Raw genomic sequence first — 25,253 nt, 5'->3', positions numbered from 1 at the left:
CGCCGTCACCTCCGGGTGGCGGCGGCTCTGCGTTCACGCGACGGCTGGGCTCATGGCGCCGCCGCGCGGGAGTTATTTCCTCGCCAGTCCGAACAGCTCGAGCGGATGGGTGAGGCGCCACCACAGGCTCGGCCCCTGCAGCTCCGTGTGCAGCGCGAGCGGCACGGTGGCGGTGTCGAGCGGTCCCTTCAGCGTGAGGGTGCCGGCCTTGTCCCCGGCCTTCCAGTCGTCGCCGAGCGCGAATCTGGTCGTGGCCGAGGCGGAGGCGCCGTTCCAGAGCACGACGCGGGCGTCAGAGGCGGCGACGACCTGCGTCGTCTCGCCCCACGCGGTGTCGACCGTGCCGAGGGTGGTCCCCTTGGTGACCGTCTGCGGCTGGTTCTTCAGCGCGGCCTCGACGTCGGCGTACAGCTTGCGCGAGGCGTCGACCCTGCCCGCGTCGCTGGTCTCCCCGAGCACGTCCGCATAGATGCGCACGGTGCTGGATCCGTCCGGCACGTCCTTGGCGGACAGCAGGTTGTACTTGGTGTCATCGCCGTCGCCGATGGTGCCGGTCTTGATGCCGATGATGCCGTCGTCGTCGATCAGGCCGTTGGTGTTCTCGACGGTGCCCGCACCGGGCAGCACCACGCTCTTCTGCCGCACGATCTCCGCGATGACCGGGTTCTGCACGGCAAGCTGCCCGAGCTGGATCAGCGCGCGCGGCGTGGAGACGTTGCCGAACGCGAAGCCGGACGGCGTGACGACGGTGATGTCTGTGAGGTCGTGCTGCCGCAGCCACTGGTTGGCGGCGGTCGCGTAGTCCTGGTCCGAGCCCCACACGTCGTGGGCGAGCCGGTCGGCGTAGTTGTTCGCCGAGCCGAGCAGGATCCCCTCCAGCAGCTGGTACTGCGTGAGCGAGCCGCCGGCGGGCACGTCCAGCGCCGACTCGTCGTCGCGCAGGTAGTTCCAGTAGTCGTCGCTGTCGGCCTGGGTGAACTCGAACGTGGCGCCCTGCTCGCCGGGCTTCATCGGCAGCTTGTCGAACGACGCGAGCACGGTCACGAGCTTGGTGATGCTCGCCATCGGCGCCGGCTGCTCGGAGGACGCGATCGTGCCGATGCCCTGGATCGAGACCGCGGCGCTGCCGGACGTGGGCCAGGTCACGGCAGCAGCGGGGGCGGCGGCCGGCTGGAAGGCGACGGCGGAGGCGGTCGGCTTGACCGCGTTCAGCGGCCACGCGGCCGTGGTCGCCCCGTAGGCGACGGCCACCAGCACCAGCCCCGCGATCGGCACGAGCACCCCGGGGCGTGCGAGCGAGCGGCGGGGTGCGTCGGAGAGCAGGGGCGCGGGGGCGGCCGCGCCCGCGGTGCGGGCGGCGCCTTCCTCTGCGAAGCGCTCGATGTCGACCCAGGTGAGGGCGGCGGCCGTGCCCGGATCGGCTGCGCGGGTCGGGGCAGGATCGGCGCCGCGGGTCGGGGACGGGTATGCGACCACGCCCTCCCCGGCGGTCCTATCCGCGGCGGTGCGTCGCCGGTGCCGGCGCGAACCCGCCGTGGCCGGCGCGGAGGCCGCCTCGACGGAAATCGCCTCCGCGGGCGCGGAACCCGCTGCGGCAGGCGCGGAACCGGCCTCGGCAGGCGCGAAAGCCGCCTCGGACGTCTCGGATTCCGTGTCGCCCGCCGCAGGCTCCTGAGGGGAAGCGGAAGGCTCCTCGAGCGCAGCGGGGAGCGCAGCGGGGAGCGCCGCCGCCGTCACCGGTTCCCGCGACGAGGCGGACGACTCGGCCGGGAACAGCGGTCCTCCGAGGGCGGGCTCCGGCGCTTCGGGGAACAGCTTCTCGGGCTCGGTGCGCAGCGGCGGGACGGCGGCGAAGAGGGAGCCGAGAACGGACTGCTCGGACTGCTCGGAGTCCTCGATCGGGGCCTCGAGCACCGCGGTCGCGGAGCCCGTGCCCTCGGCGGCATCGACCGAGACGGGATCGACGGCTGCGTCGCCCGTCTCCGCGCCAGGACGGTCGTCATTGTTCACCCTCCTACCGTAACGGTCCGACGCGGCTTTTTCCGCTCTGCGGAGTCGCGGCAGGGATGGGTCGGGGTTAGGATGGCCGGATCACCACGGGAGTCCGGCGAGCCGGGCTGAGAGGAAGCGACCCGCGCTTCGACCGTCGAACCTGATCCGGATCATGCCGGCGCAGGGAGGAGTTTCCGATGATGCACGTAACAGTGCCCGCGTCCGTTCCCGAGCCCGCCGGGGACAGGACCGCAACCTCCGCCGCGCCGCGCCGCCTGAGCTGGCGGGTCGTCGACATCGTCGTGGCCGCCGTCCTCGGCGTCGCGATCGGTCTGGTCTTCTGGATCTGGAACACGATCGGCTACGCCTGGTTCACGGCCGCAGACGGGATCACCCCGGGCTTCGGCGGGATCGCCGTCGGCATCTGGCTGCTCGGCGGGGTCGTCGGCGGTCTCGTGATCCGCAAGCCCGGAGCCGCGCTGGTCGTCGAGGTCGTCGCCGCGATCGTCTCGATGCTGATCGGCAACATCTGGGGCGTCTCGACCGTGCTCGAGGGCATCGCGCAGGGGCTGGGGGCCGAGCTGGTCTTCGCGATCTTCCTGTACCGGCGGTTCGGCCTGCCGGTCGCCGCGCTCGCCGGGATCGTCTCCGCGCTGGGGTCCTGGCTGTTCGAGATGTTCTACGGCGCATCGCCCAACTTCCTGAAGTCGGCCGAGTTCAACGCGATCTACCTCGGCGCCCTCGTCATCTCCGGTGCGCTGCTGGCGGGCCTCGTCGGCTGGCTGCTGGTGCGCGCGCTCGCCGCGACCGGTGCGCTCAGCCGCTTCGCCGCCGGACGCGAGCTGCGCCGCGAGGTCTGAGATGACCGCGGGGGCCGCCCGCGTCGTCGCGGAGGGCTGGGGATGGCGATACGCAGGGCGGCGCCTCCCCGCCGTGCGCGACGTGTCGTTCACGATCGAGCCCGGTGAGCGCGTGCTGCTGCTCGGCGCCTCGGGAGCGGGCAAGTCCACGCTGCTGACCGGCATGGCCGGACTTCTCGGCGACGCCGAGGAGGGCGAGCGCAGCGGATCCCTGCAGGTCGACGACAGGGAACCGGAGCGGCAGCGCGGCCGGATCGGGCTCGTGCTGCAGGATCCGGACGCCGGCATCGTGCTCTCGAAGGTGGGCGACGACGTCGCCTTCGGCTGCGAGAACCTGGGCGTCCCGGCGGCGGAGATCCCCGAGCGCGTCGGCGCGGCGCTGGACGCGGTCGGCCTGGACGTGCCGCTGGACCGTTCCACGGCCGCGCTGTCCGGCGGTCAGAAGCAGCGGCTCGCGCTGGCGGGCGCGCTCGCGATGCGCCCCGGCCTGCTGCTGCTCGACGAGCCCACCGCGAACCTCGACCCGGACGGCGTCCGGGAGGTCCGTGCGGGGGTGCAGCGCGCGGTAGAGAGCACGGGGGCGACCCTGGTCGTCATCGAGCACCGCACCGAGGTGTGGGTCGACCTGATGACCCGGGTGATCGTGATCGGCGCGGGCGGGGGCCTGCTGGCGGACGGAACCCCCGCCGAGGTGTTCGGCCGTTTCGGCGACGCCCTCGCCGCCGCCGGAGTGTGGGTGCCCGGCCACCCGGTCGACCTGCCGGTGCTTCCGGCGACCCTTGAGCAGGGAGACGGCGCCGGATCCGTCCTGCAGACGCGGGCGCTCGCCATCACTCGGGACCGCCGGAACGCGGTGCAGCGCGGGCTCGAGCTGCACGTCCCCGATGCCGCCGCGACCGTCATCGTCGGGCCGAACGGCGCAGGCAAGTCCACGCTCGCGCTCACCCTCGCCGGGCTCCTCGCGCCCCTGGCCGGCGAGGTGGTCGCGACCGAACGGCTGCGCGGCCGCCGCGGCCTGAACCCGGACCGGTGGACGTCGCGCGAGCTGCTCACCCGGGTCGGCGTGGTGTTCCAGGATCCGGAGCACCAGTTCCTCACGCAGACCGTGCGCGACGAGCTCGTCGTCGGCCCGCGCGCGCTGGGCTGGACGACCGAGCGGATCGACGCGGTCGTGGACGGACTGCTGGAGCGGCTGGGACTGTCCGCGCTCGCCGCGGCGAACCCGTTCACGCTCTCCGGCGGGCAGAAGCGCCGGCTGTCGGTGGCGACCGTGCTCGCGGCCGCACCCGCCGTGATCGTGCTGGACGAGCCGACCTTCGGGCAGGATCGCCGCGGCTGGATCGAGATCGTCGCCCTGCTGCAGGAGGAGATCGCCCGCGGCACCGCCGTGATCGCCGTCACCCACGACGCGGACGTGATCCGCCATCTCGGCGGGCACCGCGTCGCCCTCACTCCGGCGTCCGCCGCCCGCTCCGCGGAGGCTGCCGCATGACCACGGATTTCGAAGCGCGCCGAACGCTCGACAGGTCGGCCGAGCGCAGCCATCTGCGCGCTTCGAAACGGGACCTGCGGGCTCTGAAACGGGGGCCCGCCTGGATCGGCAGGGTCAACCCGGTCACCCGGATCCTGCTCGCGCTGCTGCTGTCCATCCCCCTGTTCGCCTCGATCGACGTCACGAGCGGTCTGGTCGCGATCGGCCTGCAGCTGCTCTGCATCCCGCTCACCGGGCTGCGCCTCGGAACCGTGCTGCGGCGGTTGTCGCTGCTGCTCGTGGTCGCGCCCGTGGCCGGCGTGAGCATGCTGCTCTACGCGGCACCGGGTGGCCGGGTGTTCTGGAGCCTCGGCTTCGCGCACATCAGCGAGGCGTCGATCCAGCTCGCGATCGCGGTGAGCATCCGGGTCGTCGCCCTGGGGCTGCCGACGATCCTGCTGTTCGCGCGCACGGATCCGACCGAGGTGGCCGACGCGCTCGCGCAGGTCGCGCACCTGCCCAGTCGCTTCGTGCTCGGCGTGCTCGCGGGCACGCGCATGCTCGGCCTGTTCGTGGAGGACTGGCGCACCATGGGCCTGGCGCGCCGGGCCAGAGGCGTCGGCGATCGCGGCGTGCTGCGGCGCTTCTTCACGATGTCGTTCGTGCTGCTCGTGTTCGCCGTGCGCCGCGGGACGAAGCTGGCGATGGCGATGGAGGCGCGCGGCTTCGGATCCGACATCCCTCGGACCTGGTCGCGGCCGTCGCGGCTGGGCTGGCGGGACGCGGTCGCGCTCGCCGGGGGCGCGGCGATCATGGCGCTGTCGATCGCGGCGGCGGTCCTGGCCGGGACGTTCCGGTTCGTGTGGTCCTGAGGCCCGGGATCGGCGGGCCGGGGACGGGCCGGAGCTCGCTCAGGGCGCGGCGGGCAGCCACAGGGTCATCCTGACCCCGTCCTCGGGCAGGTGCAGCACCTCATAGCGACGCGCGAGAACCGTCCCGTCGGCGCTGCGGACGTGCGTGATCGCCCCGCGCCGCCGCTGCACGAGGTGCCCGCTCCACCAGGTCTCGAACTGCGGGCTCTGCGCGCGCAACTCGCCGACGAGGGCCACGAGCTCGGGATCCTCCAGGTCGTCCACGTTCGCGGCCCGGAGGTGCGCGACCGCGCCGCGGGCGAGCTCCTCCCATTCCACGAACGTCTGCCGCGCCCGCGGGTCGAGCAGCAGCGAGCGGCAGGTGTTGCGCTGCGCGGGCGGGAGGTCGGCCAGTCCCTCGTGCAGCGCGAGGCCCTCCGGGTTCGCCGCGATCACGGTGCTGAGCCGATCCAGCACGTAGGCGGGGTTCGGGCGCACGGCCTCGACCAGCACCTCCATGCGCGCCGTCAGCGCGCGGGCCTCCGCGCTCGCCCGCATCCCGGCGCGGGTCGGGCTCGGATGGGGCCCCCGCAGCCGGTGCAGGTACTCCCTGGCATCGGCATCCAGGCGCAGCGTCCGGGCGAGCGCCTCGAGCACCGCATCGCTGGGGTGAGTCTCGCGGCCTTGCTCGAGTCGCGTGTAGTAGTCGACGCTGATGCCGGCGGCGGTCGCGACCTCCTCGCGGCGCAGCCCGGTCGTCCTGCGGCGCCCGCCGGCGCGCTCCGAGAGCTCCAGGCGGGTGTCCGTACGACGGGCGCGCAGGAAGTCTCCGAGGGCGTTCGACATCCGCGGCCTCCAGAATCCTGCGCCCGGCGGGGGTGCGGCGCTCCTAGGAAGGATACGGTCTTCCCGGCCTTCGTTGGTATGAGCAGGCTGGGGGAACGACATCCCGAGCAGAGGAGAACCGATGGCGACCGAGACCCCGCAGCTGCGGTACACGCACGGACACCACGACTCGGTGCTGAGATCGCACCGCTGGCGCACGGCGGAGAACTCGGCCGCGTATCTGCTGCCGCACCTCCGCCCCACCGACCGGCTGCTCGACGTGGGGGCGGGGCCGGGCACGATCACGGCGGACCTGGCGTCCCGGGTCGCCGAGGTCGTCGCCACCGAGATCGGCGACGAGGAGCTGTCGCTCGCACGGGCGACGGCTGCCGAGCGCGGCGCCGGCAACATCGTGTTCCGCGTCGCCGATGTGCACGCGCTGGACTTCCCGGATGCGAGCTTCGACGTCACCCACGCGCACCAGGTGCTGCAGCACGTCGCGGATCCGGTGCAGGCGCTGCGCGAGCTCGCCCGAGTGACGAAGCCCGGCGGGATCGTCGCCGTGCGGGACAGCGACTACGGCGGCTTCCAGTGGTGGCCGGAGCTTCCCGCCCTGGACGACTGGCTGGCGCTGTACCGCACCGCGGCCCGCGCCAATGGGGGCGAGCCGGACGCCGGGCGACGGCTGCTGTCGTGGGCGCACGCCGCCGGGCTCACCGACGTCGTCGCCACCTCGAGCACCTGGTGCTACGCGACCGCGGAGGATCGCGCGTGGTGGGGCGGCATGTGGGCGGATCGGATCCTGGACTCGGCGATCGCGCCTCAGCTCGTGGACTCCGGCGCGGCGACCAGGGCGGACCTGGAGGAGATCAGCGACGGGTGGCGGGAATGGGCCGCGCACGAGGACGGCTGGCTCTCCATCCTGCACGGCGAGATCCTCTGTCGCGTCGGCTGACGACGGTCCTGAGGTCTCGGGTGAGGGTATCCCTGTCGGAACACCCTTCGACAGGGACTCCCTCGCGCGGCAGGACAGGAGCAGAGTAGAACTGCTCGCCATCGCCACCGCACCCTGAGGAGGAACACCATGCGCGGAGTCGTCATGCACGCCCCGGGAGACGTCCGGACCGAAGAGCTGGAGATGCCGGTCGTGCGCGAACCCGGCGACGCCGTCATCCGCGTCACCGCCACCTGCATCTGCGGATCCGACCTGTGGCCCTATCGCGGCGCCGAGCCGATCCGCGCCGGCGGGCAGCGGATGGGGCACGAGTACGTCGGAGTCGTGGAGAGCGTCGGGGGAGAGGTGAAGACCGTCCGTCCCCGGGATCACGTCGTCGGATCCTTCGTCGCCTCGGACAACACCTGCGAGATCTGCCGGGCCGGGTATCAGTCCCGGTGCGTGCACCAGGTGATGATGGGGTCGGTCGGGACGCAGGCGCAGTACGCACGGATCCCCCTCGCGGACGGCACGCTCGTGGTGTTCCCGGGGGAGCCGTCGGCCGACCTCCTCCCGTCGCTGCTGGCCGCCTCCGACGTGCTCGGAACCGGGTGGTTCGCCGCGGTCGCCGCCGAGGCGGGGCCGGGCAAGACGGTCGCCGTCGTGGGCGACGGAGCGGTCGGCCTGCTCGGCGTGCTCGCGGCGAGGCAACTCGGAGCGGAGCGGGTCATCGCGATGTCGCGCCACGAGGACCGGCAGGAGCTCGCCCGCCGGTTCGGCGCGACGGACATCGTCGAGGAGCGCGGCGATGAGGGCGTGGCACGCATCAAGGCCCTCACCGGCGGCCTCGGCGCGCACTCGACGATCGAGGCCGTCGGCACCCAGGAGTCGATGCAGCAGGCGATCCGCGCCACCCGCCCCGGCGGCCACGTCGGTTTCGTGGGGGTCTCGCACGACGTCACGCTGGACGGGTCGGAGCTGTTCTTCTCGAGCGTGCACCTGCACGGCGGGCCCGCGCCCGTGCGCCGGTTCCTGCCGGAGCTGGTCGAGTTGATCCTGCAGCGCCGGATCGATCCGGGCGCGGTGTTCGACCTCACCCTTCCGCTTGAGGACGCCGCCGAGGGCTACCGTGCGATGGACGAGCGTCGTGCGACCAAGGTGCTGCTCACCACCGACTGACGGCGCGCCGTCGAGGTCGGCGCGCGGATCGGGTCAGGTCGCGTTCCAGAGGTCGCGGTAGTAGGCGAGGCGCTCCCGATCCGGCTCGACGCCGTACGCGTCGATGAGGGTGTCCTCCCAGCCGGGGCCGTAGTTCCAGCCGGTGCTCATCGACGCCACCGCGATGTCGGCCCACCGGTCCGCGACGCCGAGCGCGGCGAGGTCGACGTGCGCGAAGCCGCGCCCGGCGTCGTCGAGCAGCGTGTTCGGGACGCAGGCGTCGCCGTGGCACACGACCAGGCGGTCGATCGGCGGGGCGTCGTGGAACCGTGCCGGCACGACCACGCCGCGGCGGGCGGCGTTCGCGATCCGCTCCGGCACGCCCCAGCTCCACGGGCACTCGGCGACCGGAAGCGCGTCGTGCAGCGCGCGCAGCGCCCGGCCGACGGCGGGCACCGCGATCTCCGGCAGGGCGATCCAATGCGGATCCACGGCGCTGAGCCCGGGCAGCGCCGCCGTCACCAGCCACTCGTGCGTCTCGTCCTCGCCTGCCTCGAGGACGCGCGGCACGAGGGTCCGGCTCGCCGCCCAGCGCATGCGCTCCGCCTCGTCGCGCATCGACGTCTCGAGGTTGCGCGGGCCGTGCTTGATGTACCGGCCGTCGTCCGTGCGGAAGGTGAGGCCGCCGATGTTGTTCTCCCACACGGGGATGAGCGCGGCGGATCCGGCCAGCTCCCGCACCCGATCCGGGACGGGCACGGCGTCGACGGGGATGGTCACGGTCCCATCCTGCCGTGGGTGGGCGCCGACGCTCAGCCCTGCTGTGCCGGAAGTCGCAGCAGCCGATCGTCTCCGTCACGAGGGGAGCCGCGGCCGTCGGTGTTGTTCGTGAGCACCCAGAGCGTGCCGTTCGGCGCGGCGACGACGTCCCTCAGCCGCCCGAACTCGCCGGCATACACGGCACGCGGAGAAGGATCCGTCGCCCTGGTGTCGAGCGTCCAAAGCCGTTCGCCGCGCAGAGATGCGATGTAGACCACGTCGTCGATGATCGCGATCCCGCTCGGGCTGGAGTCCGCAGGGCGCCACTGCACGACGGGATCGATCGCGTCGGGGGCGCCGGCACGGCCCTCGTGATCGGGCCACCCGTAATCGCCGCCGGGCTGGATGCGGTTCAGCTCGTCCCAGGTGTCCTGGCCGAACTCGCTCGCCCACAGGGTTCCGGCGCTGTCCCAGGCGAGGCCCTGTACGTTGCGGTGGCCGAGGCTGTACACGGCCGTGCCGAACGGGTTGCCCGGGGCGGGCCGCCCCTCGGGCGTGAGCCGCAGGATCTTGCCACCGAGGCAGTCGCGGTCCCGCGCCCTGCCGCGCTGGCCGGCGTCACCGGTGCCGACGTACAGCATCCCGTCCGGTCCGAACGCGATCCGTCCGCCGTCGTGGTTCTGCGCACGGGGGATCCCGTCGAAGACGACCTGGACCGCGCCCGGATCGAACCGCAGAGCACCTGGCGCTCCGGTGAGGGGAACGCGCACCACCCGGTTGTCGTCCGGCGTGGCGTGGTAGGCGTAGAGCCAGCGGGTGCCGCCGTCCTGGTGCACGGCAAGCCCGTTCAGGCCGGCCTCGCCGCCGGAGACCACGCCGGGCACGACGCCGACCTCGCGCAGTCCGCCGTCCGGCGTCGATTCGAGCACCCGCCCGTCGTCGCGCTGCGAGATCAGCGCGCCCGTCCCGAGCGGCACCACCGACCACGGTGCGGCCAGCCCGGTCGCGAGGACCTGCGGTGCGGTGGCGGTGGGCGACGTGGGCGTGATCGTGCCCACGGCGCTGCTCGGGGGCGGAGCGGGCGACGGCGCGCAGCCGTCGAGAGCGAGCGCCACGAGGGTCAGGCCCGCCGCGACGCGGGCTGCGTGCCGGGACGTCCTCTCGCGCATCTCCGCCTCCTCGGCTCCAGCATCCCCCGTGCCGCGGGTCGCCGCCAGGGGAGGAACCGGGATCGCGTGACGCCGCACGCGCACCGGCTCAGGAGCCGAGCTGCGCGCGCAGCGCCTCCTCCAGCACCACGGCGTGATTGTGCTCGGGGTCGTGCGCCGCGTAGACCAGCGTCACCACGGGATGCGGGCGCAGCGTCTCGGCGAGCTCCGCGAGCGCGGGCGCGGTCTCGTGCGCGAGCTCGGCGCGGTAGCGGTCCGCATAGACACCCCAGTCCTCCGCAGGCGCGTGGTGCCAGTCCTCGCGCAGCTGGGTCGAGGGCGCGGTGTCCTTCGCCCACAGATCGATCGCGGCGCGCTCCTTCGAGACGCCGCGCGGCCAGAGGCGGTCCACCAGCGCACGGAAGCCGTCCTCGGCGACGGCGTTGTCATAGGCTCGTTTGCGACGCAGGTCCATGTCGTCAGCCAACACCCGATCCGTCCCGGGAGCGAGCCATGATTTCGGACATCGGTGAGACGCAGAGTCACGTAGGCTGAGACTCAGTTGCACCTTTCGCAGGAACATCGCCGTTTCAAAGGAGAACACGCATGCAGATCCAGGGATCGGGAGCCCTCATCACGGGCGGCGCCAGCGGGCTCGGCCTCGCCACGGCGCGCCGCCTCGCCGCGGCCGGCGCCACCGTCACGATCGTCGACCTGCCCTCCTCGAAGGGCGTCGAGATCGCGGCCGAGCTGGGCGGCGTCTTCGCCCCGGCCGACGTCACCAGCGCCGACGAGGTCTCCGCCGCCGTCGCCGCTGCGCAGCACGCGGCTCCCCTGCGCATCGTCGTCAACTGCGCCGGGATCGCCCCGCCCGCCAAGGTGCTCGACCGCGAGGGCAACCCCGCCGACCTCGCCGCGTTCGAGCGGATCATCCGGATCAACCTGATGGGCACGTTCAACGTGATCTCCCAGGCCGCAGCGGTGATCTCCGCGAACGATCCCACCGACGACGGCGACCGCGGCGTGATCGTGAACACCGCGAGCGTGGCCGCGTTCGACGGGCAGATCGGCCAGCCCGCCTACTCCGCGTCGAAGGGCGGCGTGCACGCGATGACCCTGCCGATCGCCCGCGAGCTCGCCCGCTACGGCATCCGCGTGTGCACGATCGCCCCTGGCATCATGGAGACCCCGATGCTGGCCGGCCTGCCGCAGGCCGCTCAGGACTCGCTCGGCGAGCAGGTGCCCTACCCGGCACGCCTCGGCCGGCCGGATGAATACGCGTCGCTCGTGCAGCAGATCATCGAGAACGGGTACCTGAACGGCGAGACGATCCGCCTCGACGGCGCGATCCGGATGGCACCGAAGTAGTCCCCGCTCACCCACGGGAACGCCAGCTCGACCCACGAACCGAGGAAGACATGACCGACGACAAGCCCCTCGCGGGCAAGACCATCCTGATGTCCGGCGGCAGCCGCGGCATCGGCCTCGCCATCGCGCTGCGCGCGGCGGCCGACGGCGCGAACATCGCGCTGCTCGCCAAGACCGACACCCCGCACCCGAAGCTCGAGGGCACGATCCACACCGCGGCCGAGCAGATCCGCGCCGCGGGCGGACAGGCGCTCGCGATCGTGGGCGACGTGCGCGACGACGAGAGCGTGATCGACGCCGTCATGAAGACGCAGGGCGAGTTCGGCGGCATCGACATCGTCGTCAACAACGCGAGCGTGATCGACCTGTCCGGATCCCTGGATCTGGCCGCCAAGAAGTACGACCTGATGCAGGACGTGAACGTGCGGGGCACGTTCATGCTGTCCCGCGCCGCCGTGCCCGTGCTCAAGGACGCCCCGAACCCGCACATCCTGTCGCTGTCGCCGCCGCTCAACCTCACCCCCCGCTGGCTGGGCGCGCACACCGGTTACACGCTCGCGAAGTACGGCATGACCATGGCGACGCTGGGTCTTGCGGCCGAGTTCGCGAAGGACGGCATCGCCGCGAACACCCTGTGGCCGCGCACCACGATCGCCACCGCCGCCGTGCAGTTCGCGCTCGGCGGCGACCGCATGATGAAGGCCAGCCGCACGCCCGAGGTCTACGCCGACGCCGCCTACGCCGTGCTCACCAAGCCGGCCCGCGAGTACACCGGCCAGACGCTCATCGTGGAGGACGTGCTCGAGGCCGACGGCGTCACCGACTTCTCCGGGTACGCCGCCGTGCCGGGAACGCCCGACGACCAGCTCTTCCCGGACATCTTCCTGGACTGACGGCGGATCCCTCCCGGAGCGTCCGGATCAGCGCCAGGACTCGACGGCGTCCTTGGAATCCTCGAGGCCCAGACCGGTCGCCTCGCGGAGCAGCTTGATCGCGGCGATCTTCTGGTCCGCCGCGATCAGGCCGCCGATCTCGGCGCGCACGTCGGGGGCGAGCCGCGCCATCGCGTCGGCGACGGGCAGCCCGCCCGCGTACCACGGTGCGCCGGCAGGACGAGTGTCGGATCGGACCAGCGACACGGGGACCGCGTCGACGGTGCCGGGCGCGGACGGCACCCATGCGTCGATCTGGTCCTTCGCCTCGCGCAGGGAGAGCCCGGAATGCTCCCGCAGCACCTTGATCGCCGTGATCGGCTGCTGCTTCGCCACCAGGGCGTCGATCTGCGCGATGACGGCGGCCGGCAGCGGATCCGCCGTGCCGACGGCCGACGGCGTGAGCGTCGCGGGATCCACGAGCGTCGCCGGGTCCGCGAGCATCGCAGGGTCCCCGATCGCGCCGAGCGGCTCCGGCGGCTTCGGGCGGATCGTGCGGGACACGCCGATCACCGTGAGCACCAGCGCGACGACCGCGACGGCGAGCAGGATCCAGATCCAGAAGTCCATGTCGCCAGCCTACGGACGCGGGGGTGCCCAGCCCCTTCGCACCTTGCAGGCCCTACCCTGGAGGACATGTCCGAAACCCCTGCGTCCACGCGCTCCGGCGCGCCCTCGAAGCGCACCCAGGTGCGCCCCGCCACCGAGGGCTGGACGCAGAAGAAGGACGCCGAGGGGCGCCCGCTGCTGCAGTTCGCCAGCCCGCGCCGTGGCAAGCCGCCCGTGCACCTCGCCGACCTCACGCCGGCCGAGCGCATCGAGAAGGTGAAGGAGCTCGGGCTTCCCGGGTTCCGCGCCAAGCAGCTCGCCACCCACTACTTCACGCACTACACCTCGGATCCGGCGCACATGACGGATCTGCCCGCCGCGCAGCGCGACGAGCTCGTGGCCGGGATGCTGCCGCCGCTGCTCACCGAAGTGCGGCGCCTCGAGACCGACCGCGGCGACACGATCAAGTTCCTCTGGCGGCTGCATGACGGTGCGCTCGTCGAGTCGGTGCTCATGCGCTACCCCGGCCGGATCACGCTGTGCGTGTCGAGCCAGGCAGGCTGCGGCATGAACTGCCCGTTCTGCGCCACCGGCCAGGCGGGCCTCACCCGCAACATGTCGACGGCCGAGATCGTCGAGCAGATCGTGCGCGCGAACCGCCTCATCGCGGAGGGCGGCCTCGGCGGCAAGAAGGCCGACGACCACTCCATGGAGCGAGTGAGCAACATCGTGTTCATGGGGATGGGTGAGCCGCTCGCGAACTACAAGCGCGTGATGGACGCGGTGCGCAGCATGGTCGCCCCTCAGCCGGACGGCCTCGGCATGAGCGCTCGCGGCATCACGGTCTCGACCGTCGGCCTGGTGCCGGCGATCAACAAGCTCGCCGACGAGGACATCCCGGTCACGTTCGCGCTCTCCCTGCACGCGCCGGACGACCAGCTGCGCGACGAGCTCATCCCGGTCAACTCGCGCTGGAAGGTCGACGAGGCCCTCGACGCCGCGCGCCGCTACTTCGAGAAGACCGGCCGGCGCGTCTCGATCGAGTACGCGCTCATCAAGGACATGAACGACCACCCCTGGCGCGCCGACCTGCTCGCGGAGAAGCTCAACGCGCGCGGCCGTGGCTGGGTGCACGTGAACCCGATCCCGCTGAACCCGACTCCGGGATCCATCTGGACCGCCTCGGAGAAGGACGTGCAGGACGAGTTCGTCCGCCGCCTGAACGACGCCGGCATCCCGACCACGCTGCGCGACACCCGCGGCAAGGAGATCGACGGCGCCTGCGGGCAGCTCGTCGCCACCACCGAGGACGAGGCCGCCGCGGCCGCCATGGCCTGAGCGCGATCCGGCCGAGCCAGTCAGCCGCCGGGCCGAGCCCGAGTCCGTCCAGCCTGATCCCCGCCACCCCACGCGATGGCAGCGCCCCGTGATGTTCGAGTCTGTTCGGTGCTTGTGGCGCCGCGATCCTGTTCGTTAGTGTCGTAAACCTGCACATAACAAGCAGATTCGAGCATTTCCGGCGAGGACACCGACGTCCTCGCCGGCTACCGAGAGGTGTGCGATGACTTCGATGAAACAGCTTCCCGTCGCTCTCGACGACTCGGTGCGCCGACGATGGTGGGCTGCGATCGCGGCCGCGGTGTGCGTGTTCGGCGCCCTCGTCGCGCTGCCGGCGAGCCCGGCTGCGGCCGCCGGCGACCAGTCGCTCGGCGATGCGACCGCCGTCCAGCAGGACGGCGACGCCTACACGTTCACGGCCGGGGAGGCGCGCCTCCGCGTCACGTTCGAGAGCGCCGACTCGGTGCGGGTCGAGCTGGCCCCCACCGGCACGTTCACGGATCCAGCCAACGACGCGCCGAGCGACCCGAGCGACCCGGCGGCCAAGATCGTCGTGGGCGATCTCGGCGGCCACGCCGGCAGCTCCATCGCCACGACCGCGGACGGCTGGAACGTCACGACGCCCAAGGCGACGCTGAGCGTGTCCAGGTCGCCGCTCACGATGTCGCTGAAGGATGCGACCGGCAAGACCCTGTGGGCCGAGACGGCGCCACTGAGCTGGAACGCGGCGGGAATGACGCAGCACCTCAGCCGTGGCGCGAGCGAGCAGTTCTTCGGCGGCGGCATGCAGAACGGCCGCTTCTCGCACCGCGACCAGACGATCGCGATCTCGCGCGACTACAACTGGAATGACGGAGGCAACCCCAACGCGGCGCCGTTCTACCTGTCCAGCAACGGCTACGGGGTGCTGCGCGACACGTTCGCGCCCGGCAGCTACAGCTTCGGCGACCCGGTCGCGACGACGCATGGCGAGCAGCGCTTCGACGCCTACTACTTCGTCGGCGACACCCGGGCGGTGCTCGACGACTACACGAAGCTGACGGGCCGTCCCGCGATGCTGCCGATGTACGGCATGGAGATCGGCGACGCCGACTGCTACCTGCACAACGCCAACCGCGGCGAGCGGCACACGCTGCCGGGATCCACCGCGATCGCGGACGGCTACCAGCAGAACGACATGCCCCTCGGGTGGATGCTCGTCAACGACGGCTACGGCTGCGGGTACGAGCAGCTGCCGCAGGTGCACGACATGCTGCAGGATCACTCCTCCGAGCTCGGGCTGTGGACGCAGAGCGATCTCACGAATCAGAAGGAGGAGGTGCAGGCGGGGGTCCGCGTCCGCAAGACCGACGTCGCCTGGGTCGGACCCGGCTACCGGTTCGCGCTCTCCGCCTGCGAGAAGGCGAAGAGCGGCATCGAGGACAACACGACCGACCGCTCCACCGTCCTCACGATCGAGGGCTGGGCGGGCACGCAGCGCTGCGGCGCGGTGTGGAGCGGCGACCAGTCCGGCAGCTGGGACTACATCAAGTGGCAGATCCCGACCTATGCGGGGACCACGATGTCCGGCCAGCCGAACTCGACCGGCGACATCGACGGGATCTTCGGCGGCAGCGCGGACACCTACACGCGCGACCTGCAGTGGAAGATGTTCCTGCCGACCACGTACGCGATGAGCGGATGGGCGTCCTCCGACAAGCAGCCGTACCGGTACGGCGAGCCGTACACGACGATCAACCGCGACTATCTGGCGCTGCACGAGCGGCTGCTGCCCTACCTGTACACGTATCAGGCGCAGGCGCACGCCACGGGTCTCGGATCCACGCGGCCGCTGTACGTCGACTACCCGGACGACCCGAACACCTGGGGCGACACGGCGAAGTACGAGTTCCTCGCCGGCGACAGCTTCCTGGTGGCGCCGGTGTACTCGGACACGACCGTGCGCGACGGCATCTACCTGCCGAAGGGCACGTGGGTGGACTACTGGAGCGGACGCACCTTCACCGGACCGACCACGGTCGACGGCTACGCGGCACCGCTGGACCGGCTGCCGCTGTTCGTCAAGGCGGGCGCCGTCGTCCCGATGTTCCCGCAGGGCACGCTCGACTGGGCGGCCGGCAAGAAGGCCGGACGGCTCGACGTCGATGTCTACCCCCAGGGTTCGTCGTCGTTCTCCCTCTACGAGGACGACGGCCGCTCCCAGGCCGGCGAGGACGGGAAGAACGCCACGCAGAAGCTGTCCGTCACGGCGCCCGACTCCGGCAGCGGCCAGATCAGCGTCTCCGTGGGCGCGCTCTCGGGCGACTACCCGGGCAAGCCCTCGGCGCGCAGCTACCGGCTGTCGGTGCACACCGACACCGCTCCGTCGACGGTGCGCGTCGCCGGATCCAAGCTCGACCAGGCGTCCTCCGCCGCCGCTCTCGACAAGGGGCAGGGGTACTTCTACGACCAGGCGGCCGGGGTGCTCAGCATCCAGACCGACTCCCGGTCGACCGGATCCTCCTTCGCCGTCGACATCACCGGATCGACGGCGGTCGGCGGGGTGCACCCGGAGAACCGCGCGGTGGACGCGTCACTCTCCGTCGACGCGCTGAGCATCGCGGGCGGCACGACGAAGGCGACGGTCACGGCGACCAACCACACGGGCGCCGACCTCAAGGTCACCTCGACGGCGCTGCAGCTGCCGCAGGGCTGGACGGCCGCGGCGACGGACGCGACGACGAGCACTCTGGTGCCGGACGGCGCGACCTTCACGGTGCCGTTCACGGTGTCGGTGCCGGAGTCGGCCTCGCCCGGTGCGCAGACGGTGTCGGCGCAGGTGGCGTACACCGTGCGGTCGGCGCCATGGACGGTGGGCGCGCAGGCGCAGACGACGGTCGCCTACGCCAGCCTGGCCGCCGCGTTCAACAACACCGGCATCAGCGCGCAGGACGACCCGACCGCCGCGAACATCGACGGCGGCGGCTCGAGCCTGATCGCCGAGCGACTGGCGGCGGCGGGTGCGGGCCGCGGGGCGACGGTGGCCGCGAACGGCTTCTCGTTCACGATGCCGGACGTGCCGCCGGGCACCGCGGACAACGTCGCCGGCGGGGCGCGGACCGTCCCGGTCAGCGGGCAGGGCAACGTGCTCGCGGTGCTCGGCACGGGCACGAGCGGATCCGCGACCGACGCCGTGACCGTGCACTACGCCGACGGTTCGACGAGCGCGGGGAACCTCGGCTTGCCGAACTGGTGCTGCCTGTCGACCACCGCCTACGGGGCGAAGGTCGCCGTGGTGACGAAGGGCAAGAACACCGCGACGGGTCCGGCCTATCCGACGACGGAGTACCGCCTGTACACGAACACGGTCGAGGTCGATGCGGGCAAGCAGGTCGTGGCGGTCACGCTGCCCGGGAACGCCTCGGTGCACGTGTTCGCGCTGACGGTGGGCACCGAGGCGATCGTCCCGCCGCCGATCGCGGACGGTCAGTACGCCCTCTCGGTCGGCTCGGGCGGCGGCCTGCTGACCGCGCCCGGCACCGACACCGCGCAGCTGACGGTGGTCCCGGCAGCCGCCGGGGACGCCAGCCAGAAGTGGGTGGTGACACGGCTCGGCGGCAGCGAGTACACGGTGAAGAACGCGTCCAGCGGCTACTGCGTCGACGTGTTCTCGAGCTCGACGACCGAGGGTGCGCTGGTGGGCCAGTATCCCTGTGGAGGCACCGACAACCAGACATGGGTCCTCTCGAAGGATGCGAACGGTGCGCTGAAGCTCGCGAACAAGAACTCCGGGCTGAGTCTCACCGCCGATCCCGACGGGAAGGTGGTGCAGCGCGCCGACACCGCGGCCACGAGCCAGCGCTGGACGGCGAGCGCGAACTAGCGCGACGGGCAGTGCCGGGGCGGGGCGATCCGAACAGTCGGGTCGCCCCGCCCTCGTCGCTCTCGATCGCTCTCCCCGGATCGTCACCGGCTCGGGGTGCGCAGTCGCCGCAGCCGCCCCGATCCCTCGATGAGCTCGCCCCACGCGTTCACGTCGACCTCGCACTCGGCGACGGCGCAGGTCGGGAACTCCACGAAGGATCCGGTGAGCTCTGCCACCGCGTCGGCCATCCCGGGATTGTGGCCCACCAGCATCGCGACCTCGACCTCGTCGGGGAGACCCGCGGCGATCGCCAGGACGGTGCCCGCGGAGGCGGCATAGAGGGCGGGATCCTCGAGCACCGGGAGGCCGAACGCGGCCGCGTACGCGTCGGCCGTGGCGTGCGCACGAGTCGCGGTGCTCGACACGATGCGCTGCAACCCGACACCCTCGTCGCGCAGGCGCCGTGCCATCACGGGGGCATCGCGACGACCGCGGGCGTTCAGGGGACGGTCGTGATCTCGCAGGTCCGCCACGTCCCAGTCGGACTTGGCGTGGCGTGCCAGCAGCAGGATCCTCATGGTCACAGCGTGCCAGCGCGGAGACGGGAGCGCACGCGCGATCGGAATCGGCGCGCGCGGAGGGGTCGTGCCGCACGGTCCATAGCCGCCGCCTCGGATCCGCTGGGCTCGCTTCCAGGGTTCGTGCATCGGTTGCTCAGGCGGCTTTTCGTACCGTGGAGGGATGTCCTATTCCGCTCACAGACCCGGCCGCATGGATTCCCAGGGCCGGATCTCCTTCGACGTCGATGGACAGAACGACCCCGCGAGCACGATCGAGGACCCGCTCTACTTCGTGCGCGACTACACGCCCGAGGGTGCCACGGCGCCGATCGACGAGGTCGACGACCCCTTCATCAGCGAGGCCGCGACCGCCCCGATCGCGCCGCCCCGTGCGCCCGAGCCGGCCGCTGCGGCGGAGCCCGTGACCGTGCCCGCGCTCGTCGCCGCCCCTGAGCCCGCCGCCGCTCCGGAGCCGGTCGCCGTCCCGCGCCCGCGCCGTGCGCCGAAGCCGCCGAAGCCCGCGAAGCGGCCGCGCCCGCCCCGTCCCGACGGCTGGTTCCTGCGCAAGCTCGCGATCCTCGGCGGCGCCGACGGTCCGATCCTGGATCGCGTGCCCAGCGAACAGCCGCGCTTCGTGCAGATGTTCTTCGTGCTCGCCGGCACCGCCCTGGTCTCGGCGCTGTCGATGCTGTTCGCGCTCACCACGGGCGTGCAGGTGCTGGTCTGGATCGCCGCGCCGCTCGCGATCGTGTGGGCGCTGCTGATCTTCAACCTGGACCGCTTCCTGACCTCCACCATGCGCTCCACGCGCAAGATCGGCCGCCTCATCGGCCTGGCCATCCCGCGTGTGCTGATGGCCGCGATCATCGGCTTCGTCGTCGCGGAGCCGATCGTGCTGCAGGCGTTCCACAACGACATCGCCCGCGAGGTCACCACGACCAACCTGGCCCAGGCGCAGGGCGACCAGAAGGCCGTCGCCAACGGGCCGGAGAAGAAGGCGCTCGACGCCGCGTCGCAGCGCCTCGCCGACCTGCAGAACCAGGCCGCCACCGGCATCGTGAAGGGCACGTCGAGCGACTCCGCCTCGCAGAAGGCCGCGCAGGACACCGTGAGCAAGGTCACCTCGCAGATGGCCGATCAGCAGAAGGTCATCGACCAGGCCCGTGCGCTCTACCAGTGCGAGCTCACCGGCCAGGGCGCCGGCACCGTGCCCGGCTGCACCGGGGTGCAGGGCAACGGCGCCAGCTCCGATGCCGCGAAGGCGCAGCTCGACCAGGCCCAGCAGACCTACGACGCGCTCGCCGCACAGCTGCGCCAGGCCAACACCGACCTGCAGTCCGCGGACAGCTCGTCGAAGACCGCGACCTCCGCGTCCGAGGCGCAGAACCGCACCCAGGCGAAGGATCAGCTCCCCACCGCCGAGCAGGCGTACAAGACCGCCCTCGACGCCTACAACGCCCGCGCCGCCTCCGTGGCCGGCACCAACGCGAACGCGATCGGGCTGCTGAGCCAGATCTCCGCGCTCGACCGGCTCTCCGCCAAGGAGCCCGTGCTCGGCTTCGCGCACTGGCTGATCGCGGCGCTGTTCTTCATGATCGAGCTGCTGCCGGTGATCGTGAAGATCCTCACCAGCTACGGCGACCCGTCGCTGTACGAGAAGGCCGAGGCGATCGCGAAGCAGGTCGAGCTCGACCGCGTCACCTCGCGCGGATACCGCGACCGTGCCGCGATCATCGCCGAGGAGGCGAAGGAGCGCGCGTTCGCCGACGCGCACGAGGCGGAGGTCACGGCCGCCGCAGCGGACGCCCGTCCCGAGACGACCCCTGCCGCGGCCGCGCCGACGGCGCACACCGCCCCGGCTCCGCCCGCCGTGTCGTCCTGGCCGGTTCCCGCCCACCCCGGCGCCGCATCAGCGCATCCGTCCCCGGCCTCGGCGCACCCGGACCCCGCGTTCACGCACCCGACCGCCGGACCCGCGGCTCGGCCAGAGGTCGCCAGGGTCTGACCCGCGAGGCCGGAGGTCGCCCGGGTCTGACCCGCGACCGCGCCCATCGGGCCGCGGCGCTCCGTGTGACGGAATGCGACGGGCGTTCTGCCGATGTTCCCTCTCCCGCCGGCCGACTGTGACCGGACACGCTTACGCTGGAGTCATGGTCAACTATCGATACCTGGGCAACAGCGGTCTGAAGGTCTCCGAGATCACCTACGGCAACTGGGTCACCCATGCCTCGCAGGTCGGGGACGACGCCGCCGTCAAGACCGTGCACGCCGCGCTGGACGCCGGCATCACCACGTTCGACACCGCGGACACCTATGCGAACACCGCCGCGGAGGTCGTGCTGGGCAGGGCGCTGGAGGGCCAGCGCCGGGAGAGCCTGGAGATCTTCACCAAGGTCTACTTCCCGACCGGCCCCAAGGGCCCGAACGACACCGGCCTCAGCCGCAAGCACATCCTGGAGTCGATCAACGGATCGCTGAAGCGCCTCGGCACCGACTACGTCGACCTCTACCAGGCGCACCGCTTCGACTACGAGACACCGCTCGAGGAGACGTTCCAGGCGTTCGCCGACGTCGTCCGTCAGGGCAAGGCGCTCTACATCGGCGTGTCCGAGTGGACGGCCGAGCAGCTCCGCGAGGGGCATGCGCTCGCGTCGCAGCTCGGCGTGCAGCTCATCTCCAACCAGCCGCAGTACTCGATGCTGCACCGCGTGATCGAGGGCAAGGTCGTCCCCGCGTCCGAGGAGCTCGGGATCTCGCAGATCGTCTGGTCGCCGATGGCGCAGGGCGTGCTGAGCGGGAAGTACCTGCCCGGTCAGCCGGTGCCGGAGGGGTCGCGGGCGACGGATCCGCACTCGGGTGCGCAGTTCATCCAGCGCCTCCTGCAGGACGACATCCTCGAGGCCGTGCAGCGGCTGAAGCCGATCGCCGCCGAGGCGGGGCTGACGATGCCGCAGCTCGCGATCGCGTGGGTGCTGCAGAACAAGAACGTGGCGGCGGCGCTGGTCGGCGCCTCCCGTCCGGAGCAGCTCGCCGACACGGTCAAGGCGTCCGGAGTCGTGCTCGACGCCGACACGCTCGCCGCGATCGACCAGGCGCTCGGCTCGGTCGTCAACGCCGACCCGGCGGACACCTACGAGGTCTCCCCGAAGCAGCGGCTGGTCTGAGGCGGCTCCGCGCTTTCACCGTTCTCAGGATGGATTCGACGCCGACGCCCGTGTGCACGTCAACACGGGCTTCCGGTGAAGATTCCTCCTGAGAACGGTGCGGCCGTTGCCGTCCGCCGGTCGGCGGGATCAGTCGATCGTGATGTCGACCTGGAGGTCGTTCGCGATCCGCTCGAGGTCTGCGCGCAGGGCGGCCGGATCCGCGGCCGCGGGCACGGTCGCCACCACCGACGCCTCGAACAGCCGGCCGCCGGCCATCGCGGCGTCACGGGTCTCGCTGGTCATGCTCTCGATGCTCAGGGCGTGCGCGTTCAGCACGGCCGAGATCTCCCGCACGATGCCGGGACGATCGTTGCCGAGCACCTGGACCGAGATCAGGCGGTGCTCTCCGGCGTGAGCGGCGACCGCGGCGGATCCCGTCCCGGTCCCCGGGTGCACCGCGATCGTCATGAGCCCGTCCAGCCCGTGCAGGGACGCGCGCAGCTCCTCCACGCGATCGACCGGCACCGACACCTGGATCACGCCGGCGAACGTTCCCGCCAGCTCGGCCAGCCGGCTGTTCTCCCAGTTCCCGCCATGCTCGCCGACGATGTGCGCGACGGTGGCGACGAGGCCAGGGCGGTCGGATCCGACGACGGTGAGGATGAGCGTGGTCATGCGGCCAGCGTAGCTTTCGCGCGCCGGGTGGTCACCCACGGATCGCCGCGGCCCGGCCCGTCCCCGGTCGATCAGTCCTCGGTCCACTCCCCGGAGGCGAGGAAGCGCTCCATGCGCGCGCGATGCGGTGCGAGGTCCCAGCCTTGCGCGGCGACCCACTCGTCGGAGTAGTACGTGTCGAGGTAGCGTGTGCCGCTGTCGCAGATGAGCGTGACGACACTGCCCTGCTCGCCACGGGCGCGCATCCTGGCGATCAGCTGAAACGCGCCGACGAGGTTCGTGCCGGTGGATCCGCCGGCCCAGTGCAGCGTGCGGCTGCGCAGCAGGCGGATCGCCGCGACCGAGGCGGCATCCGGCACCGGGAACATCTCGTCGATCACGCCGGGCACGAACGAGGGCTCGACGCGGGGGCGCCCGATGCCCTCGATCCGGCTCTGGCAGCCGGTCGTCACCGACGGATCCCCCGTGCGCCAGCCCTCGTAGAACGCCGAGCCCTCCGGGTCCACCACGGCGATGCGGGTGTGGTGACGGCGGTAGCGCACGTACCGGCCGAACGTGGCGCTGGTGCCGCCGGTGCCGGCGCCGACCACGATCCAGCTCGGGACCGGATGCCGTTCGTGCTCGAGCTGGCTGAACACGCTCTCGGCGATGTTGTTGTTGCCACGCCAGTCCGTCGCGCGCTCGGCGTACGTGAACTGGTCGAGGAAGTGCCCGCCGCACTCCGCCGCGAGGCGTTCGGCCTCCGGCGCCATCTCCGGTGAGGAGTCGACGAAGTGGCAGCTGCCGCCGTAGAACTCGATGAGATCGATCTTCTCCTGGCTCGTGGAGCGCGGCACGACGGTCACGAACGGCAGTCCGAGCATGCGGGCGAAGTACGCCTCGGAGACGGCGGTCGAGCCGCTCGACGCCTCCACCAGGGTCGTGTTCTCGCGGATCCTGCCGTTCACCAGCCCGTACAGGATCAGCGACCGGGCCAGACGGTGCTTGAGGGAGCCGGTGGGGTGCACGGACTCGTCCTTGAGGTACAGGTCGATGCCCCACTCGGCCGGCAGCGGGAACACGTGCAGATGGGTGTCGGCGCTGCGGTTCGCATCCGCCTCGAGCAAGGCGATCGCGGATCCGGTCCAGTCGGAGGTCATGCTCTCGAGGGTAGCCGGGGCGGCGTGAGGACGCGGGGGCGGCAGCGGCGACGCGAACGCGGCGGGGTCAGACCTCGGGGCCGTCGTTGTAGCGCTCGAGGAGGGCGGCGAACACGGCGATCTCCTCAGGGGACCACTGCTTCATCCGGGCTGCGGTGACGGCGCGGATCTCGTCGGCGCGCTCGGCGAGCAGGCGCTCCCCGGCGGGGGAGAGGCGCAGCGGCTGACCGCGGCGGGATCCGCTCTGGCCGTCCGCGACCTCCTCGATCAGGCCGGCGGCCGCCAGGGATCCGATCTGCCTCGACACGGTCGATCGGTTGAAGCCGAAGTGCTCGGCGATGTCGACGGCGCGGGCGCCGGGGTGGTCGGCGAGCAGGCGCAGCAGCGACTGATCCACCGGCGATACCGGGGTGTCCCGGCGGACGCGTGCCGAGCCGCGCCGCGCGATCGTCGTCAGCGCGGTGTGCACGCGCTCGATCGCGGCGACGCGAGCGGCCGGCGGCGGTTCCGAGGACATGGCACCACTCTACGAGCAACCGTTGCGCAGTGCAACATGCAGATGTAAGATGCATAGTGCAACATGAGAGAAGAGGCCCGATGCCCGCCGAGCAGCATTCCGTCCCACCCGTCCTGCGAGCCATGACCCAGAGCCGGCCGCGGCCGTCGTCGAGGATCCCGTCTGCGGCCGCGTGGCGGTCGATCGGCGCGCACCTGATGATTCCGCTGTTCCTGGCCGTGGGCATGGCGTTCGCCTACCTCGGTGCGTTCCACGCCCCGTCCCCGAACCACGTCCCCGTCGCGGTCGTGGGAGAGGGGCCGCAGACGTCTGTGTTCGCACAGGCCATGAACGACAGGGCCGATGGCAAGCTCGCCGTGCGCACGGTCGCCGACGCAGCGGACGCCAAGCGACTCATCGTGGAGCAGAAGATCGTGGCGGCGTACGCGGTCGACGGCACGCACGCGACCCTGTACGTGTCGAAGGCGGCGTCCGAGGCGGGGGCGTCGGTCGCGCAGACCGTGTTCCTCCCGCTCGCGTACCAGCAGCACCTGCCCGTCGAGGTCGTCGATGTGCGCCCCGGCACCGCACAGGATCCGGGTGGTCAGACGCTGTTCTTCCTGCTCGTGGCGCTGAGCGTCGGCGCCTACGCGAGTGCGGTCGCGATCGCCGCCGCCACCGCGAAGCTCGCTGCGGGCTGGCGGATCGGCATCGGCGCGGTCGTCGCGCTGGTGATCTCCGCCATCGGCGTCGTCATCGCCGGAGGCGTCTATCACGCGCTGAACGGGAACGAGTGGAACATCTGGCTGCTCGGCGCGCTCTACGTCTTCGGGATCGTCTCGATCGGGATCGGGCTGCACCCGTTCCTCGGCAAGTGGACCACCCCGATCCTCACCATGCTCTTCGTGATGCTGAACTTCACCAGCTCGGGCGGTGTCTACCCCGCGTCGCTCGCGCCGCCGATCTTCTCCGCGCTGAACAGCTTCTGGAACGGCGCGGCCTGGCTCGACGCGGCGCGGAACCTCACCTACTTCCCCGGTCAGAACATCGGCTTCGACGCGCTCCGGCTGTCGCTGTGGGCCGTCGCCGGGCTCGCGCTCATCGCCGTCTCGATGATCGCGGAGCGCTCCCGGCGGGCCCTCGCCGACGAGACGCGCGATGCGCAGAGCGCCGAGACGGATCTCGTCGTCGCCGGCTGAGGGACTGGA

22 protein-coding genes and 1 riboswitch are annotated in these 25,253 nt (G+C 71.8%); of the genes, 12 read left to right on the top strand and 10 right to left on the bottom strand.

Translation table 11 applies throughout. The features are described 5' to 3' along the window. Positions 1–72 precede the first annotated feature (72 nt). The gene (locus ACTJJZ_RS04030) at positions 73–2,010 is read right to left on the bottom strand and encodes a D-alanyl-D-alanine carboxypeptidase family protein (protein WP_440719890.1); all 1,938 of its coding nucleotides are present in this window, start codon (positions 2,008–2,010) and stop codon (positions 73–75) included. A gap of 76 nt (positions 2,011–2,086) precedes the next feature. Beyond that, positions 2,087–2,196, top strand: a riboswitch (TPP riboswitch). Here ACTJJZ_RS04030 and ACTJJZ_RS04025 point away from each other — a divergent pair. The 3 genes from ACTJJZ_RS04025 (at position 2,193) to ACTJJZ_RS04015 (ending at position 5,195) form a co-directional block, all read left to right on the top strand. After that, positions 2,193–2,852 (top strand): ECF transporter S component, encoded by a 660-nt coding sequence (locus tag ACTJJZ_RS04025; RefSeq protein ID WP_440720062.1) that lies wholly within the window; start codon positions 2,193–2,195, stop codon positions 2,850–2,852. It overlaps the preceding riboswitch by 4 nt. 1 nt (position 2,853) lies before the next feature. Continuing rightward, positions 2,854–4,344: an ABC transporter ATP-binding protein gene (locus tag ACTJJZ_RS04020; protein WP_440719889.1), complete on the top strand. Its 1,491-nt coding sequence runs from the start codon at positions 2,854–2,856 to the stop codon at positions 4,342–4,344. Next, entirely contained in the window at positions 4,341–5,195 is an 855-nt protein-coding gene (locus ACTJJZ_RS04015) for an energy-coupling factor transporter transmembrane component T family protein (protein WP_440719888.1), read from the top strand. Before ACTJJZ_RS04020 ends, ACTJJZ_RS04015 begins: the two co-directional genes overlap by 4 nt. A gap of 39 nt (positions 5,196–5,234) precedes the next feature. Here ACTJJZ_RS04015 and ACTJJZ_RS04010 read toward each other — a convergent pair whose 3' ends face one another. Next, positions 5,235–6,020 carry a helix-turn-helix transcriptional regulator gene (locus tag ACTJJZ_RS04010; protein ID WP_440719887.1) on the bottom strand — a complete coding sequence of 262 codons (786 nt, stop codon included), beginning with the start codon at positions 6,018–6,020 and terminating at the stop codon, positions 5,235–5,237. 121 nt (positions 6,021–6,141) lie between these two features. Here ACTJJZ_RS04010 and ACTJJZ_RS04005 point away from each other — a divergent pair, with 121 nt between their 5' ends. Continuing rightward, a complete protein-coding gene (locus ACTJJZ_RS04005; RefSeq protein ID WP_440719886.1) occupies positions 6,142–6,954 on the top strand; it encodes a class I SAM-dependent methyltransferase in 813 nt (270 codons plus the stop codon). Positions 6,955–7,083: 129 nt separating this feature from the next. After that, positions 7,084–8,112 carry a zinc-dependent alcohol dehydrogenase family protein gene (locus ACTJJZ_RS04000; RefSeq protein WP_440719885.1) on the top strand — a complete coding sequence of 343 codons (1,029 nt, stop codon included), beginning with the start codon at positions 7,084–7,086 and terminating at the stop codon, positions 8,110–8,112. Positions 8,113–8,145: 33 nt separating this feature from the next. On the opposite strand, the gene ACTJJZ_RS03995 is transcribed toward ACTJJZ_RS04000, so the two are convergent. The 3 genes from ACTJJZ_RS03995 to ACTJJZ_RS03985 all read right to left on the bottom strand — a co-directional run bounded on the left by ACTJJZ_RS03995 (position 8,146) and on the right by ACTJJZ_RS03985 (position 10,485). Then, positions 8,146–8,871 carry a phosphotransferase gene (locus ACTJJZ_RS03995; RefSeq protein ID WP_440719884.1) on the bottom strand — a complete coding sequence of 242 codons (726 nt, stop codon included), beginning with the start codon at positions 8,869–8,871 and terminating at the stop codon, positions 8,146–8,148. Positions 8,872–8,903: 32 nt separating this feature from the next. Next, on the bottom strand, positions 8,904–10,019 hold the full coding sequence (locus tag ACTJJZ_RS03990) for a PQQ-dependent sugar dehydrogenase (RefSeq protein WP_440719883.1): 1,116 nt from the start codon (positions 10,017–10,019) through the stop codon (positions 8,904–8,906). 88 nt (positions 10,020–10,107) lie between these two features. Further along, positions 10,108–10,485, bottom strand: coding sequence for a DUF488 domain-containing protein (locus tag ACTJJZ_RS03985; protein WP_440719882.1), 378 nt, complete (start codon positions 10,483–10,485; stop codon positions 10,108–10,110). Positions 10,486–10,604: 119 nt separating this feature from the next. Between ACTJJZ_RS03985 and ACTJJZ_RS03980 the strand changes: the two genes are divergently transcribed. Next, positions 10,605–11,366: an SDR family NAD(P)-dependent oxidoreductase gene (locus ACTJJZ_RS03980; protein WP_440719881.1), complete on the top strand. Its 762-nt coding sequence runs from the start codon at positions 10,605–10,607 to the stop codon at positions 11,364–11,366. 50 nt (positions 11,367–11,416) lie between these two features. Further along, positions 11,417–12,259, top strand: a complete 843-nt coding sequence (locus tag ACTJJZ_RS03975) for an SDR family oxidoreductase (protein ID WP_440719880.1) — start codon at positions 11,417–11,419, stop codon at positions 12,257–12,259. A gap of 27 nt (positions 12,260–12,286) precedes the next feature. Here the strand turns inward: ACTJJZ_RS03975 and ACTJJZ_RS03970 are convergent, their stop codons facing one another. Then, positions 12,287–12,868 (bottom strand): ribosomal protein L7/L12, encoded by a 582-nt coding sequence (locus tag ACTJJZ_RS03970; protein ID WP_440719879.1) that lies wholly within the window; start codon positions 12,866–12,868, stop codon positions 12,287–12,289. 66 nt (positions 12,869–12,934) lie between these two features. Between ACTJJZ_RS03970 and rlmN the strand changes: the two genes are divergently transcribed. Next, complete coding sequence (gene rlmN, locus ACTJJZ_RS03965; RefSeq protein WP_440719878.1) at positions 12,935–14,185, top strand: 23S rRNA (adenine(2503)-C(2))-methyltransferase RlmN; 1,251 nt, start codon at positions 12,935–12,937, stop codon at positions 14,183–14,185. A gap of 223 nt (positions 14,186–14,408) precedes the next feature. After that, a complete protein-coding gene (locus tag ACTJJZ_RS03960) occupies positions 14,409–18,047 on the top strand; it encodes an RICIN domain-containing protein (protein WP_440719877.1) in 3,639 nt (1,212 codons plus the stop codon). A gap of 83 nt (positions 18,048–18,130) precedes the next feature. Here the strand turns inward: ACTJJZ_RS03960 and ACTJJZ_RS03955 are convergent, their stop codons facing one another. Beyond that, positions 18,131–18,607: a SixA phosphatase family protein gene (locus ACTJJZ_RS03955; RefSeq protein ID WP_440719876.1), complete on the bottom strand. Its 477-nt coding sequence runs from the start codon at positions 18,605–18,607 to the stop codon at positions 18,131–18,133. Positions 18,608–18,800: 193 nt separating this feature from the next. Here ACTJJZ_RS03955 and ACTJJZ_RS03950 point away from each other — a divergent pair, with 193 nt between their 5' ends. Together ACTJJZ_RS03950 and ACTJJZ_RS03945 are read left to right on the top strand one after the other, a co-directional pair. After that, positions 18,801–20,594, top strand: coding sequence for a DUF4407 domain-containing protein (locus tag ACTJJZ_RS03950; RefSeq protein WP_440719875.1), 1,794 nt, complete (start codon positions 18,801–18,803; stop codon positions 20,592–20,594). Between the two features lie 145 nt (positions 20,595–20,739). After that, positions 20,740–21,753: an aldo/keto reductase family protein gene (locus ACTJJZ_RS03945; protein ID WP_440719874.1), complete on the top strand. Its 1,014-nt coding sequence runs from the start codon at positions 20,740–20,742 to the stop codon at positions 21,751–21,753. Positions 21,754–21,882: 129 nt separating this feature from the next. Here the strand turns inward: ACTJJZ_RS03945 and ACTJJZ_RS03940 are convergent, their stop codons facing one another. From ACTJJZ_RS03940 to ACTJJZ_RS03930, 3 genes are all read right to left on the bottom strand, one after another. Then, positions 21,883–22,410, bottom strand: a complete 528-nt coding sequence (locus ACTJJZ_RS03940) for a glycine cleavage system protein R (protein ID WP_440719873.1) — start codon at positions 22,408–22,410, stop codon at positions 21,883–21,885. 71 nt (positions 22,411–22,481) lie between these two features. Continuing rightward, positions 22,482–23,549, bottom strand: coding sequence for a PLP-dependent cysteine synthase family protein (locus tag ACTJJZ_RS03935; RefSeq protein WP_440719872.1), 1,068 nt, complete (start codon positions 23,547–23,549; stop codon positions 22,482–22,484). Between the two features lie 67 nt (positions 23,550–23,616). Next, complete coding sequence (locus ACTJJZ_RS03930) at positions 23,617–24,066, bottom strand: MarR family winged helix-turn-helix transcriptional regulator (RefSeq protein ID WP_440719871.1); 450 nt, start codon at positions 24,064–24,066, stop codon at positions 23,617–23,619. An 80-nt stretch (positions 24,067–24,146) separates the two neighbouring features. Here ACTJJZ_RS03930 and ACTJJZ_RS03925 point away from each other — a divergent pair, with 80 nt between their 5' ends. Next, on the top strand, positions 24,147–25,244 hold the full coding sequence (locus ACTJJZ_RS03925; RefSeq protein WP_440719870.1) for a hypothetical protein: 1,098 nt from the start codon (positions 24,147–24,149) through the stop codon (positions 25,242–25,244). Positions 25,245–25,253: the final 9 nt, after the last annotated feature.

The organism is Microbacterium sp. 22242 (assembly GCF_052045495.1).
In the GTDB taxonomy this organism is placed as follows: Bacteria; Actinomycetota; Actinomycetes; order Actinomycetales; family Microbacteriaceae; genus Microbacterium.
This window is presented reverse-complemented; position numbering and strand designations above follow the sequence as displayed.